General features: G+C 70.3%; 11 protein-coding genes. 7 read left to right on the top strand and 4 right to left on the bottom strand.

Features of this window, described 5'->3' with window-relative positions:
* Positions 1-184: 184 nt before the first annotated feature.
* Positions 185-2,206 (bottom strand): beta-galactosidase, encoded by a 2,022-nt coding sequence (locus tag AWZ10_RS27555; RefSeq protein ID WP_060892311.1) that lies wholly within the window; start codon positions 2,204-2,206, stop codon positions 185-187.
* Positions 2,207-2,391: 185 nt separating this feature from the next.
* Between AWZ10_RS27555 and AWZ10_RS27550 the strand changes: the two genes are divergently transcribed.
* From AWZ10_RS27550 to AWZ10_RS27535, 4 genes are read left to right on the top strand one after another with little or no spacing between them, the layout of a single operon-like run.
* Positions 2,392-3,714, top strand: coding sequence for an extracellular solute-binding protein (locus AWZ10_RS27550; protein WP_046705468.1), 1,323 nt, complete (start codon positions 2,392-2,394; stop codon positions 3,712-3,714).
* Positions 3,711-4,646, top strand: a complete 936-nt coding sequence (locus tag AWZ10_RS27545) for a carbohydrate ABC transporter permease (RefSeq protein ID WP_046705467.1) — start codon at positions 3,711-3,713, stop codon at positions 4,644-4,646. The genes AWZ10_RS27550 and AWZ10_RS27545 overlap by 4 nt, the downstream gene beginning before the upstream one ends.
* Positions 4,643-5,548: a carbohydrate ABC transporter permease gene (locus AWZ10_RS27540; protein WP_060892310.1), complete on the top strand. Its 906-nt coding sequence runs from the start codon at positions 4,643-4,645 to the stop codon at positions 5,546-5,548. The genes AWZ10_RS27545 and AWZ10_RS27540 overlap by 4 nt, the downstream gene beginning before the upstream one ends.
* On the top strand, positions 5,545-6,576 hold the full coding sequence (locus tag AWZ10_RS27535; RefSeq protein ID WP_046705465.1) for a LacI family DNA-binding transcriptional regulator: 1,032 nt from the start codon (positions 5,545-5,547) through the stop codon (positions 6,574-6,576). Before AWZ10_RS27540 ends, AWZ10_RS27535 begins: the two co-directional genes overlap by 4 nt.
* Before the next feature lie 30 nt (positions 6,577-6,606).
* On the opposite strand, the gene AWZ10_RS27530 is transcribed toward AWZ10_RS27535, so the two are convergent.
* Positions 6,607-8,220, bottom strand: a complete 1,614-nt coding sequence (locus tag AWZ10_RS27530; protein ID WP_046705464.1) for an MFS transporter — start codon at positions 8,218-8,220, stop codon at positions 6,607-6,609.
* 220 nt (positions 8,221-8,440) lie between these two features.
* Here AWZ10_RS27530 and AWZ10_RS27525 point away from each other — a divergent pair, with 220 nt between their 5' ends.
* Entirely contained in the window at positions 8,441-9,241 is an 801-nt protein-coding gene (locus tag AWZ10_RS27525; RefSeq protein WP_046705463.1) for a VOC family protein, read from the top strand.
* 41 nt (positions 9,242-9,282) lie between these two features.
* On the opposite strand, the gene glgX is transcribed toward AWZ10_RS27525, so the two are convergent.
* Positions 9,283-11,382 (bottom strand): glycogen debranching protein GlgX, encoded by a 2,100-nt coding sequence (glgX, locus tag AWZ10_RS27520; RefSeq protein WP_208618560.1) that lies wholly within the window; start codon positions 11,380-11,382, stop codon positions 9,283-9,285.
* Positions 11,383-11,405: 23 nt separating this feature from the next.
* Positions 11,406-11,921, bottom strand: a complete 516-nt coding sequence (locus AWZ10_RS27515; protein WP_046705462.1) for a hypothetical protein — start codon at positions 11,919-11,921, stop codon at positions 11,406-11,408.
* A 267-nt stretch (positions 11,922-12,188) separates the two neighbouring features.
* Here AWZ10_RS27515 and AWZ10_RS27510 point away from each other — a divergent pair, with 267 nt between their 5' ends.
* Together AWZ10_RS27510 and AWZ10_RS27505 are read left to right on the top strand one after the other, a co-directional pair.
* The gene (locus AWZ10_RS27510; RefSeq protein ID WP_046705461.1) at positions 12,189-12,548 is read left to right on the top strand and encodes a DUF5133 domain-containing protein; all 360 of its coding nucleotides are present in this window, start codon (positions 12,189-12,191) and stop codon (positions 12,546-12,548) included.
* 61 nt (positions 12,549-12,609) lie between these two features.
* A partial coding sequence (locus tag AWZ10_RS27505; RefSeq protein ID WP_159058355.1) for a maltotransferase domain-containing protein occupies positions 12,610-13,830 on the top strand: 1,221 nt, incomplete at its 3' end.

Below are 13,830 nucleotides of genomic sequence, written 5' to 3'. Positions count from 1 at the left end.
GGGGGTGGCCCGGGGCTGGAGACCAGCCTCGGGCGGGGGCCCGGAGCCGGGGGCGGCTCCGGGTGGGTGACCCGGAGTCGGAGATCGCCCCGGGCCGACCCGAGGCCGGTGATCGGCCCTGGGTCGGGAGCGGCGGCCGTCACCCTCTACGGCTCGGTGACCGGCCGCCGCCCACATCCGGTGCTCAGGCGTCGAGGCGTACGACCCTGACGCCGCCGGCGGGCACGGCGAGGTGACCCGCCGCGCGTTCGCCGGTGAGGAGTTCGGTGCCGTCGGTGTCGAGCGCCACCTTCGCGTCGACCGCGGTGTGGTTGATCGCGAAGAGGAAGTCGCCCGACTCCCCCGCGCGGCACACCACTTCGACGTCGCGCGGCAGATCGGCGCGGGGCGCGATGCCCGCGTCGTCCGCGGCCCAGCCGAGGAGCACGTCGAGGCCGTGCGCGTCGAGGCGGGTCGACACGTACCAGGCGGAGCCCTCGCCGAGCCGGTGCCGGGTGACGGCGGGCCGGTCGGCGGCGAGCCCGTCGGCGTACGTCCACACGGCCTCGGCGCCGTGCGGCACCACGAACTCCGTCCACACGTCACCGGTCAGTTCGGAGCCGTCGGGACCGGTGATCCGCACGTTCTCCCCGCCGAGCAGCGGCGAGAACTCCTCGACGGTCAGGCCGAGAACGTCCCGCAGGGCGCCGGGGTACGGGCCCTCGTGGACGGCGTCGTGCTCGTCGACGATCCCGGAGAAGTAGGAGACGACGAGGGTGCCGCCGTTGTCGACGTACTCCCTGAGGTTGTTCCCCGCGGCTTCCGTCATCAGGTAAAGCGCCGGAACGACGACGAGACGATAGGCCGACAAGTCGGCTTCCGGGTGGGCGAAGTCGACCGCGAGGTGGCGGTCGTAGAGGGCCTCGTAGAACGCGTCGGCACGCTCGCGGGCCTCGTGGTCCTCGCTGGGGCGCCAGGCCAGGTTCTGCGCCCACCAGGACTGCCAGTCCCACAGGACGGCCACGTCGGCGACGGTCCGGCTGCCGCGGATCTGGCTGAGCGAGTCCAGGGAGGCGCCCAGTTCGACGACCTCGCGCCACACCCGGGAGTCGGTGCCGGCCTGCGGCAGCATCGCCGAGTGGAACTTCTCGGCGCCGCGCCGGGACTGCCGCCACTGGAAGAACATGGCGCCGTCGGAACCGCGCGCCACATGGGCGAGGGAGTTGCGGGCCATCTGCCCGGGGGCCTTGGCGGGGTTGCGGGCCTGCCAGTTGACGCCCGAGGTGGAGTGCTCCAGGAGCAGCCAGGGGGCGCCGCCACCCACCGAGCGGGTGAGGTCGGCGGCCATCGCGAGGTTCACGTGGGTGCGGCGGCCGTCGGTGATCAGATAGTGGTCGTTGGTGACGAGGTCGACCTCGCGGCCCCAGGCCCAGTAGTCGAGGGAGTCGCACTGGCTGAGCGCGGTCATGAAGTTGGTGGTGACCGGGATGCCGGGCGCGAGGCGGTGCAGGATGTCCCGCTCGGCGACGAAGTTCTCGCGGATGGTCTCGTCGGCGAACCGCTTGTAGTCCAGCGTCTGGCCCGGGTTGCCGACCGTGGGGGCCACGCGCGGCGGGTTGATCTGCGCGAAGTCCGTGTAGTGCTGGCCCCAGAAGGCCGTGCCCCAGGCCTCGTTGACCGCCTCGACCGTGCCGTACGTGCGCTCCAGCCAGCGGCGGAAGTGGGCGGCGCAGGAGTCGCAGTAGCAGGCGGAGACGGGGACGCCGTACTCGTTGTGCACGTGCCACAGGGCGAGCGCGGGGTGGTCGGCGTAGCGCTCGGCGAGCTTGGTGGTGATGTGCGCGGCGGCGGCCCGGTAGTCGGCGTTGCTGTGGCAGATGGCGCCGCGCGAGCCGAACTCGTAGCGGGTGCCGTCGGCGGCCACGGGCAGCGCCTCGGGGTGCTCGCGGTAGAACCAGACCGGCGGGACGACGGTGGGGGTGCCGAGGTCGACGCGGATGCCGTTCTCGTGCAGCAGGTCGAGCAGGCGGTCGAGCCAGGCGAAGTCGTACACCCCGCGCCCGGTCTCCAGCAGGGCCCAGGAGAAGATGCCGACACTCACCATCGTGACGCCGGCCTCGCGCATCAGCCGGACGTCCTCGTGCCAGACGGTTTCCGGCCACTGCTCGGGGTTGTAGTCCCCACCGAAGGCGAGCCTGGTGAGGCCCTTGGGGGTGGTCTCCGGCATGGATCTCTCCCGTTTGGTCGATCATCTGGGAACGTGCACACACAATGGCGGCGGTGCGAGCCCAACATAACCGCACAGCAACAACCATTGACAAGTGTCCGGGATGTTTCTCTACTGTGAACGCTCACAGAAGCATGACACGGTCTTCGCAGTGGGCGAGGACCCAGGTCAGGGGAGAAAGATCCATGCCCAACATCTCGAAGCACCGGCGCTTTGTGGCCACTGCCGTCGCGGTCACGCTCGGCGCCACCACACTGGCCGCCTGTGGTGGGTCCGACGACGACAGCGGGGACCGGTCGGGGCCGGCGAAGCTGACGTACTGGACCTGGACGCCGGGCATGGACAAGGTCGTGGACCTGTGGAACAAGGGTCCCGGCAAGGAGCAGCAGATCACCGTCACGGTGAAGAAGCAGGCCTCCGGCGACACCCTCGTCACCAAGATCCTCACCGCGCACAAGGCGGGCAAGGGCCCGGACCTGGTGCAGGCCGAGTACCAGGCGCTGCCGACGCTGGTCAGCAATGACGCGGTCGCCGACATCGCGAAGGAGGCGGGCGACGCGAAGAGCAAGTTCGCCGACGGTGTCTGGCAGCAGACCACGCTGGGCACGGACGCCGTGTACGCGATCCCGCAGGACATCGGGCCGATGATGTTCTACTACCGCGAGGACCTCTTCAAGAAGTACGACCTGACGGTTCCGAAGACCTGGGACGAGTTCGCCGAGACCGCGCGGAAGCTGAAGAAGGAAGACTCCGACGTCGACCTCACCACCTTCTCCGCCAGCGACTCCGGTCTCTTCGCCGGTCTCGCCCAGCAGGCGGGCGCCCAGTGGTGGACCACCGAGGGCCAGAAGTGGAAGGTCGGCATAGACGACCCGGCGACGCAGAAGGTCGCCGACTTCTGGGGCGGCCTGGTCGAGGAGGGCGCCGTCGACAACCAGCCGATGTACACCCCTGCCTGGAACAAGGCGCTCAACACCGGCAAGCAGATCGCCTGGGTCAGCGCCGTGTGGGCGCCGGGCACACTGACCACCGCCGCGCCCGACACCGAGGGCAAGTGGAAGGTGGCGCCACTGCCGCAGTGGTCCTCCTCCGAGAACACCACCGGCAGCTGGGGCGGTTCCTCGACCGCGGTGACCACGGACTCGGACAACAAGGGTGCCGCCGCGAAGTTCGCCGCCTGGCTGAACACGGACCCGGAGGCGCTGACCGCGCTGGCCAAGGAGGGTGGCATCTACCCGGCCGCCACGACCGCGCAGACCAGTGGCGCGTTCACCGAACCGCCGGCCTTCTTCTCCAACCAGGCCGACTTCTACACCGTCGCCTCCGAGATCGCGAAGACGACCGCGCCCTCCGCGTGGGGCCCGAACGTGAACGTCGCTTACACCTCCTTCAAGGACGCCTTCGGCGCCGCCGCCAAGGACAAGTCGGACTTCGGTGCCGCCCTGAAGACCATGCAGGACGACACCGTCGCCGACATGAAGAAGCAGGGCTTCGAGGTCGCGGAGTGACCAGCGCACGCCGGAGGTCGTACGGGGTCAGAACGGCCCCGTACGCCTTCCTCCTCCCCGCGACGATCCTGTTCGCCCTCTTCTTCGCGCTGCCCATCGGCTACGCGGTCTGGCTCAGCCTGCACAAGGTGCAGGTCAAGGGGCTGGGCCTCGGCTCGGGCGCGCGGAGCGAAGTGTGGGCGGGCTTCGAGAACTACGCCGACGCGCTGACCGACTCCGAGCTGCTGGACGGCGCCCTGCGCGTGCTCGGCTACGGCGCGATCGTGGTCCCGGTCATGCTCGGCCTGGCCCTCGTCTTCGCCCTCATGCTGGACAGCGACAAGGTCAAGCTCGCTCCCTTCACCCGGCTGGCGATCTTCCTGCCGTACGCCGTCCCGGGCGTCGTGGCGGCCCTGCTCTGGGGCTTCCTCTACCTCCCGGACGTCAGCCCCTTCTACTTCGTCCTGGAGAAGCTGGGGCTCCCGCAGCCGGACCTGCTCGACGGTGGCGGGCTGTACGCGGCCCTTTCGAACATCGCGATCTGGGGCGGCACCGGCTTCAACATGATCGTCATCTACACCTCGCTGCAGGCCATCCCCACCGAGGTGTACGAGGCGGCGAAGCTGGACGGCGCGACGCCGCTGCAGATCGCGCTGCGGATCAAGATCCCGATGGTGGCGCCCTCCCTGGTGCTGACCTTCTTCTTCTCGATCATCGCCACGCTCCAGGTGTTCAGCGAGCCGACCACCCTCAAGCCCCTCACCAACTCGGTCTCCACGACGTGGAGTCCGCTGATGAAGGTGTACCGGGACGCCTTCGGTGAGGGCGACATCTATTCGGCGGCCGCCGGCGCGGTGATCATCGCCGTGGCCACCCTGGTCCTCTCTTTCGGCTTCCTGAGGGCCGCGAACTCACGGAACAAGCGGGACGACAGCCAAGGAGCCGTACGATGAGTTCTCTTGCCGTCCGCAAGACCGCCCCGGCGGCAGGCACCACGCCGGGCACCGTCCAGGGCCCGCCGCTGCGCCGCCGGATCGCACTCGTCCCGACGCTCACCCTGCTGCTGGGCGCGATCTACTGTCTGCTCCCCGTGGCCTGGGTGCTGATCGCGGCCACCAAGTCGGGCAGCGAGCTGTTCTCCACCTTCACCTTCCTGCCGGGCAGCGGCTTCGCGGACAACCTGTCCGGCCTGAACGCCTACCGCGACGGCATCTACTGGCGGTGGATGGGCAACTCCGCCCTCTACGCGGGCCTCGGCGCCCTCCTGTCGACGGCCGTCTCCGCGGTCAGCGGCTACGCGCTGGCGATCTACCGTTTCAAGGGCCGCGAGACCGTCTTCAACGTGCTGATGGCGGGCGTGCTGATGCCGCCGGTGATCCTCGCGATCCCGCAGTACCTGCTGATGGCGAAGGCCGACCTGGCGGACAGCTACTGGTCGGTGCTGCTGCCGCTGGTCCTCTCCCCGTACGGCGTGTACCTGTCCCGGATCTACGCCGCTGCCGCCGTCCCCTCCGACGTGGTCGAGGCGGGCCGGATGGACGGGGCGAGCGAGTGGCGGATCTTCACCGGGATCGCGCTGCCGATGATGGTGCCGGGTCTGGTGACGGTCTTCCTGTTCCAGTTCGTCGCCGTCTGGAACAACTTCCTGCTGCCGTACATCATGCTCAGCGACGACGAGAAGTTCCCGATCACCCTGGGCCTGTTCACGCTCCTCGAACAGGGCGCGAACACTCCGGCGCTCTACACCCTGGTGATCACGGGTGCGCTGCTCGCGGTGATCCCGCTGATCGCGCTCTTCCTGGTCATCCAGCGGTTCTGGAGTCTGGATCTCCTCTCCGGAGCCGTAAAGTCATGACCATGAGCAGCACGGGGGGCAGGCGCAAGCCGCCGACCATTCATGATGTGGCGCGCGAGGCGGGAGTCTCCCGGGGAACGGTCTCGCGCGTGCTCAACGGCGGTCACTACGTCAGCCCGACGGCCGCCGAGGCCGTCAACGCCGCGATCCGCAAGACGGGTTACGTCGTCAACCGGCACGCCCGCTCGCTGATCACGGGCCGCTCCGACTCGATCGGCTTCCTGCTCACGGAACCGCAGGAGAAGCTGTTCGAGGACCCCAACTTCAACGTCCTGCTGCGCGGTTGCACCCAGGCACTGGCCACGCACGACATTCCCCTGCTGCTGATGGTGGCCGGCACGGAGGACGAGCGGCGCCGGATCACGCGGTACATCACGGCGGGCCACGTCGACGGGGTGCTGCTGGTGTCCAGCCACTCCGGCAACCCGGTCGCCCAGGAACTCCGCGAGGCGGGCATTCCCCTCGTGCAGTGCGGCAAGCCCATGGCGCCCGGCTCCAAGGTGAGTTACGTGGCCGCCGACGACCGGGACGGTGCCCGCGACATGGTGCGCCATCTGCTGTCGCTGGGCCGCCGCCGCATCGGCGTCGTGACCGGTCCACTGGACACCCCCGGCGGTGTCGACCGCCTCGCCGGCTACAAGGAGGTGCTCGCCGAGGCGGGCGTCGGGATCGACGAGCGCCTCATCGTCTCCGGCGACTACAGCCGGGCCAGCGGCGAGGCGGGCACCGAACGGCTGCTGGCCCAGGCACCCGACATGGACGCCGTGTTCGTGGCCTCCGACCTGATGGCGCAGGGCGCCCTGGCGGCGCTGCGCCGGGCGGGCCGCCGGGTCCCCGAGGACGTGTCCGTGGGCGGCTTCGACGACTCGGCCGCGGCGACGGAGGCCGTCCCCGCCCTCACCACCATCCGCCAGCCCTACGACCGCATCAGCAACGAGATGGTGCGGGTCCTGCTGGCCCAGATCGGCGGCGAGGATCCGGCGGCGGTGATCCTCCCGACGGAGCTGGTGCGGCGGGAGTCGACATGAGGGTCCGCCGCGCACGAGCGGCGGCGGACGTCAGCGGTTCGTGGGGACCCGTCGAGGCTTCTGCGTCTCTTCGGTGACCCGCGTTCCCGGGTGCCGCAGCGCGCACAGGAACCCGATGCCGAGCGCGATGGCCATCCCGTAGAACACCCACTGGTTGGCCTCGGCGAAGTCCATGCGGATGGCGTCCATCGAGTCGCGCATCGCCGTGGCGACGGTGCCCTCGCCGCTCGGTACCTGGCTGTCCGGGTTGCCGGTGACCGCTTCGGAGATGTCACGGGCGGCCTCCCGCGCCTGGTCGTCCGGCACTCCCCTGGACCGTAGTGTCTCGACGATGTTGTCGGTGGTGACGTGCGTCAGGATCGTGCCGAACACCGCGAGGCCCACGGCCGCCGCGTAGTTGCGCACGGTCTGGGTGATGCCGGTGACCTCGCCGTACGAGGCGTCGAGGGAGCGGTTCACGGCGTCCGTCGAGGCGGGCGCGAGCAGGAGGCCGATACCGGCGCCCGCGAGGGCTGCGTAGGGCCACTGGTCGTGCATCGAGAGGTCCGTCAGTTTGTTGGCCCACAGTGCGAAGCCGACCGCGCCGAGGGCCGTGCCCAGTTTCATGGCGGGCCGCGCGCCCCGGTTGTCGAGGATCCGGCCGCCCCACTGGGAGGCCAGACCGAAGCCGATGAAGAAGTACAGCAGGAACAGCGCGGCCTGGTTGGGCGAGGCGCTGAGCGAGACCTGGGCGTACACCGAGGCGAAGAAGAACACCGGGACGAAGGCGAGCATCGCGAAGAACAGGACGGCCGAGTCGACGCTGAACGCCTTGTCGCGGAAGACCTGCAGCTTGATGAGCGGCTCGTCGACGCGGAGTTCGTAGGCGCAGAACAGCACGAGGACCGCGAGCCCGCCGACGATGCAGGCCCAGGTGGCGAAGCTGCTCCACCCCCAGGCCGAGGCCTGTTGCAGGCCGAGCACGCTCAGCCCCATGCCGACGGCGACGAGGGCGGCGCCGGGCAGGTCGAGGCGTTCACGGCGGGCCTGGTGGGGGATGCGGGCGAGCGCGGTCAGGACGAGGGCGACGATCGCGACGGGCACGTTGATCCAGAAGATGGCGCGCCAGGTCCAGTCGGTGAGCCAGCCGCCGAGGAGCGGGCCGAGCGCGGTGAGGGCACCGGACAGGCCGAAGAACAGGGCGAGGGCCCGGCCGCGCTTGCCGACCGGGAAGACGGCGACGACGACGGCGAGCGCGGCGGGGAACATCAGGGCGGCGCCCAGGCCCTGCGTGGCGCGGAACACGATCAGCCAGCCCAGGGCGAAGCTGTCGTCGGGGACACAGCCGCAGAGCACGGAGGAGATGACGAAGAGCAGGGTGCCGATCACCATCATCCGGCGGTGCCCGAGGACGTCTGCGAGCCGGCCGCCGAGCGCGAAGAACGCGGCCAGGGCGAGCAGATAGGCGTTGACCACCCACTGCATGCCCGAGGAGGACAGGCCCAGCTCGTCCACGATGCTGGGGGCGGCGATGGCGACGATCGTCTGGTCGATGAAGGTCATCGAGACCGCGAACAGCATCGCCGCGAGAGCCATGGTCTGGTGGGGCGGTGCGGAGCCGGGGGCAGCCGGCCCGGGCCCGGATCTTTCCCTTGTGTCGGCCATGGGTGGAATCCTCCCCTCATCCGGCGCGCGGCGCATGCGCGGGAGGACCGCGTAAGAACCCAGAACTCCCGGTCATCACCCGAACGGTCGTCCGAAGATCGCGTCCCCACCGGGATCGGAGCGGCGACACGGGGTACTCGACGGGCACCGGCCCCGGGTCCGGTTGGACACTGGAGTGCGGCCGGGGTGTGCCGGCGGACGAGACCAGGACGCGACTGCCATGAACAGCGACAGTAAATTCGGGGGCTCGGAGAGCGTCGTCTCCAGCCATTCCGTCTTCGGGGCGCCCTGCTGGGTGAGCCTCACCAGCCGGGATCTGCCGGCCACGGAGAATTTCTACGCCGCCGTGCTGGGCTGGCGATGGCGTACTGCGAAGCTCGGCGACCATTTCCGGATCGCGCTGGCGGACGGGGTGCCGGTCGCCGGGATCGCCGGGGTGGCGTCCCTGTGGCAGATGGCGGTCGCCTGGACCCCCTACTTCGCCGTGTCCGACGCGGACGCGGCGGCGTCCCGGGCCAGGGAGCGCGGCGGCACGGTCGCGGTCGGCCCCCTCTCCTTCCCGCCCGGCCGGGCGGCCCTGCTGGCGGACCGCCACGGAGCCTCTTTCGGGATCTGGGAGGGCGCTCTCTTCACCGACTGGGAGACCTGGCGCAAGGCCGCCCCGGCCTTCATCCGGCTCCACACCCGCGACGCCTTCGACGCCGCGATCTTCTACGGCGAGGTCCTGGAGTGGGCCACCGAGAAGCCCGGCTGCTGCGAGGTCCACTACGAGGGGAACGAGGTCGTCCTGCGCAGCGAGGGCGAGGCCGTGGCCCGGATCACCTCCGGCGCGCTGGAAGCCGCGCCGGACCCCACGATCCGTCCGCACTGGCAGGTCCACTTCTCCGTCTCCGACGTGGCGGCCCGCGTCGAGGCCGCCCAGCACCACGGCGGCACGATCCTCACGCACGACGCGCGGGAGGCGGTGCTCCGCGACCCGGACGGCGCCCAGTTCACGATCACTTCACGCACCGCGCGCTGACCGGGCGACGCCGACCGCCGCCGACCGCACTCCGGCGGGGGTCAGTCGGCCCCGGGCGGCCGCGACAGCAGCACCAGCCCTCTGGCCTCGACGGTGATCACGGTGCCCGCCTTGTGCTCGGCCTCGTCCGGGACGCCGTCCGGCTCCGCGGCCGTGTCGACGAGGGTCGCCCAGCGTTCGCCGTACGCGGTGCCGGGCAGGCGGAAGTCCATCGGCTCCCAGTGGCTGTTCAGCAGGAGCAGGAAGGAGTCGTCGACGACCGCGTTGCCGTGGGCGTCGGGTTCGGCGATGGCGTCGCCGTTGAGGAAGACGGCCACGGCGTGGGCGTCGGAGCGGTCCCAGTCGGTGTCGGTCATCTCCGTGGCGTCCGGCAGCAGCCACACCAGGTCGGGGAGCGGCTGGTCCGCGCGGACCGGTGTGTCGCCGTGGAAGAAGCGGCGGCGGCGCAGCACGGGGTGGGCGGCGCGCAGGGCGATGAGGTCACGGGTGAACGCGAGCAGCGCGCGGCGTTCGGCGTCCATGCGCCAGTCGAGCCATGAGACCTCGCTGTCCTGGCAGTAGGCGTTGTTGTTGCCGCGCTGGGTGCGGCCCGACTCGTCGCCGTGACAGAGCATCGGGATGCCCTGGGACAACAGCAGCGTGGCCAGGAGGTTGCGCTGCTGGCGGGCGCGGAGCACGCGGACGCGCGGGTCCTTGGTGGGGCCTTCGACTCCGCAGTTCCAGGACCGGTTGACACTCTCGCCGTCCCGGTTTCCCTCACCGTTGGCCTCGTTGTGCTTGTCGTTGTACGAGACCAGGTCGCGCAGGGTGAATCCGTCGTGCGCGGTGACGAAGTTGACGCTGGCGCGCGGGCGTCGCCGGCTGTGCTCGTACAGGTCGGAGGAGCCGGTCAGGCGGGAGGCGAACTCGCCGAGCGTGTGCGGACGTCCACGCCAGAAGTCCCGTACGGCGTCCCGATACTTCCCGTTCCACTCCGACCACAGCGGTGGGAAGTTGCCGACCTGGTAGCCGCCTTCGCCCAGGTCCCAGGGTTCGGCGATGAGCTTGACGCGGCTGATCACGGGGTCCTGCTGGATCAGGTCGAAGAACACCGAGAGGCGGTCCACCTCGTGGAACTGCCGGGCCAGCGTGGCCGCCAGGTCGAAGCGGAAGCCGTCGACGCGCATCTCGGTGACCCAGTACCGCAGCGAGTCCATGATCAGCTGGAGGACGTACGGATGCCGCATCAGCAGGCTGTTGCCGGTGCCGGTGGTGTCGTAGTAGTGGCCCCAGTCACCGTCGACCAGCCGGTAGTACGAGCTGTTGTCGAGGCCCCGGAAGGAGAGGGTGGGGCCCTTCTCGTTGCCCTCGGCGGTGTGGTTGTAGACCACGTCGAGGATCACTTCGAGGCCGGCCGCGTGCAGCGCCTTGACCATCGACTTGAACTCGGTGACCTGTTGGCCGCGGGTGCCGTGGGCGGCGTAGGCGTTGTGCGGTGCGAAGAAGCCGATGGTGTTGTAGCCCCAGTAGTTGGTGAGGCCGCGGTCCTGGAGGACGCCGTCCTGCACGAACTGGTGGACGGGCATCAGCTCGATCGCGGTCACGCCCAGCGAGGTGAGGTGCTCGACGACGGCGGGGTGGGCCAACCCGGCGTAGGTGCCGCGCAGTTCGGCGGGGACCTCGGGGTGGGTGCGGGTGAGGCCGCGGACGTGTGCCTCGTAGATGACGGTGTCGGCGTACGCCCGCTGGGGCGGACGGTCGTCCCCCCAGTCGAAGAAGGGGTCGGTGACCACGCCGAGCATGGTGTGCCCGGCACTGTCGGCACCCGGTTCGTACAGGGAGGCGTCGTTGTCCGTCCGCCCGTCCACGGCCCTGGTGTACGGGTCCAGCAGCAGCTTCGCCGGATCGCAGCGGTGGCCGGCGGCGGGGTCCCAGGGGCCGTGCACGCGGTAGCCGTAGCGTTGTCCCGGTCCGACGCCGGGGAGGTGGCCGTGCCAGACGAAGCCGTCGACCTCGGTGAGCGGGACGGAGCGGTGGGCGCCGTCGTCGTCCACGAGGACCAGGTCGACGCGTTCGGCGACCTCGCTGAACAGCGCGAAGTTGGTGCCGGTGCCGTCGAAGGACGCACCCAGCGGGTAGGGGTGCCCACTCCACACGGGCACCCCTCTGCGGTCCGGCCGCACGGTCACCGCGCGCCCTCGCACGGGTCGGCCGCTTCGCCGCGGGGCGAACCGGCGAGCACGGCGACGGGCGTCTCGCGGGGCACCTGGAGCACTTCGCGCAGGGCCGGCTCGGGCACGGTCGGCACCAGGGGCACGCTCTGGTCGACCGGCGCCCGCTGGGTGAACCAGATGACCGTGCTGCCGGTGGCCGTCGAGCAACAGCCCCAGCCGTCGCTCAGCGCGGCGATACGGGTCAGGCAGGGACGCAGCTCCCGGTCCGGGCGCATCTCCCGGTCGTTCGCACCCGCCGCCGCGATGAGGTGCTGACCGTTCCACCACATCTCGATCGAGGTGTTCTTGTCCGTCGCGTGCTCCTCGATCGCGCGCAGCAGCAGTTCGGCACTGTGACAGACGGGCCCGACGAGGGTCTCCAGGTCCCAGAACCGGAGGTGAGCGGCCAGGATGCGGCTGACCTGTCCGACCCGTTCCGGAGTGACGTCCACGTCGAGGTGGTAGTAGCGAGGCACTGCGGTCTTCATCGTCGTTGGCTCCTCACCGGCGAAGCTCCCGCCCACGAGCACGAAGCGTGAGCAATGATCACTTCTGAGTCATCTCCAGAGTGGGAGTGCTACGCCATTCGTGCAACACGAGCGACTTCCCGGGGTAGTTGAAGAACTAACAAGACGCGCGGTGGTTACCTGTGCACCATGAGTGAAGGCATCGACTCCGTGAGGCGTCGATGCCCCTCCGTGCACGACCTCCCCCGGGAAGCGTGCTCCGCCGAGAGTGCCGGGAGGGACCAGCACATGCTGCTGCCCGCCAAGAACGAGGTGGCCAGACATCTGCGGCGCTACCGCACCTGGGAACGCGTGATGCTCGCGTCCCCGACCGACCGCGCGGCCCGGGACAACTTCGAGGACTCGGGCTACACGCTGTGTGTGCTGATGGGCAAGCGCTGTGCCCGCGAGGCCGTGACGGCCGCCGAGCGCTACCTCCAGACGAGCCTGCCCGCCTACCTCCAGGAGCAGACCGGCCGTCCCAAGCAGGAACAGACCGGCAAGTCCCGCAAGGACCAATCCGGCAGGCCCCGTAAGGACCAGACCGACAGGACCCGTTCCGCCAGACGTGGTCCGCCGTCCGGACGGCGTTTCACCGCAGGGCGGTAGGACCCGTTCAGCACCCGTTCGGCCCAGCACCGATTCCCGAGCACGGCGGAGGTGAGACCCCATGAGCCCGATCCCGGCCCCGGTCGTCGGCCGCGTCCCCGTCAGGGACGTCCGCCCGTCCGTCGAGTGCGGCAGGCGTCCCGCGAAGGCAGTCGTCGGCGAGACCTTCGAGGTCACCGCGACGCTCTTCCGGGAGGGGCACGGCGTGGTCGCCGCCAACGTCGTGCTGAAGGACCCGGAGGGCCGCCCGGCCCCGTGGACCCCGATGCGTGAACTCGCCCCCGGCACCGACCGCTGGGGCGCCTGCGTCACCCCGACCGCGGAGGGCCGATGGACGTACCGCGTCGAGGCCTGGAGCGACCCGATCGCCACCTGGCGCCACATCGCCCGCATCAAGATCCCGGCCGGCATCGACACCGGACTCGTCCTCGAGGAGGGCGCCGAGCTGTACGCGCGCGCGGCCGCCGGGGCGCCCGAGACGGACCTCCACGCAGCCCTGCTGACGGCCGTGCGAAAGCTCCGCGACGACACCCTTCCGGTCGCCGACCGGCTGGCGGCGGCGTTGGCGCCGGAGGTGGACGAGGTCCTGACCCGCCACCCCCTGCGCGAACTGGTCACGTCGTCGGAGCCGCTGCCGCTGCTGGTGGAACGGGAACGGGCCCTGTTCGGCTCCTGGTACGAGTTCTTCCCACGTTCCGAGGGCACCCCCGAGCAGCCCCACGGCACGTTCCGCACCGCCGCCCGCCGCCTGCCGGCCATCGCCCGGATGGGCTTCGACGTCGTCTACCTCCCCCCGATCCACCCGATCGGCACCACCTTCCGCAAAGGCCGCAACAACACCCTCTCCCCCACCCCGGACGACGTGGGCGTGCCCTGGGCCATCGGCTCCCCCGAGGGCGGCCACGACACCGTCCACCCCGACCTGGGCACCCTCGAGGACTTCGACTTCTTCGTCGCCGAAGCCCGCGCCCTCGGCCTGGAAATCGCCCTGGACTTCGCCCTGCAGTGCTCCCCCGACCACCCCTGGGTGCACAAACACCCCGAGTGGTTCCACCACCGCCCCGACGGCACGATCGCCTACGCGGAGAACCCGCCGAAGAAGTACCAGGACATCTACCCCATCGCCTTCGACGCCGACCTGCCCGGCCTCCTCGCCGAGACCACCCGCATCCTGCGCCACTGGATGGACCACGGCGTACGGATCTTCCGCGTCGACAACCCCCACACCAAACCGGTGCTCTTCTGGGAACAGGTCATCGCCGACGTCAACACCACCGACCCC

The sequence above is a fragment of the Streptomyces europaeiscabiei genome (assembly GCF_001550375.1).
GTDB lineage: Bacteria > Actinomycetota > Actinomycetes > Streptomycetales > Streptomycetaceae > Streptomyces > Streptomyces europaeiscabiei.
This window is presented reverse-complemented; position numbering and strand designations above follow the sequence as displayed.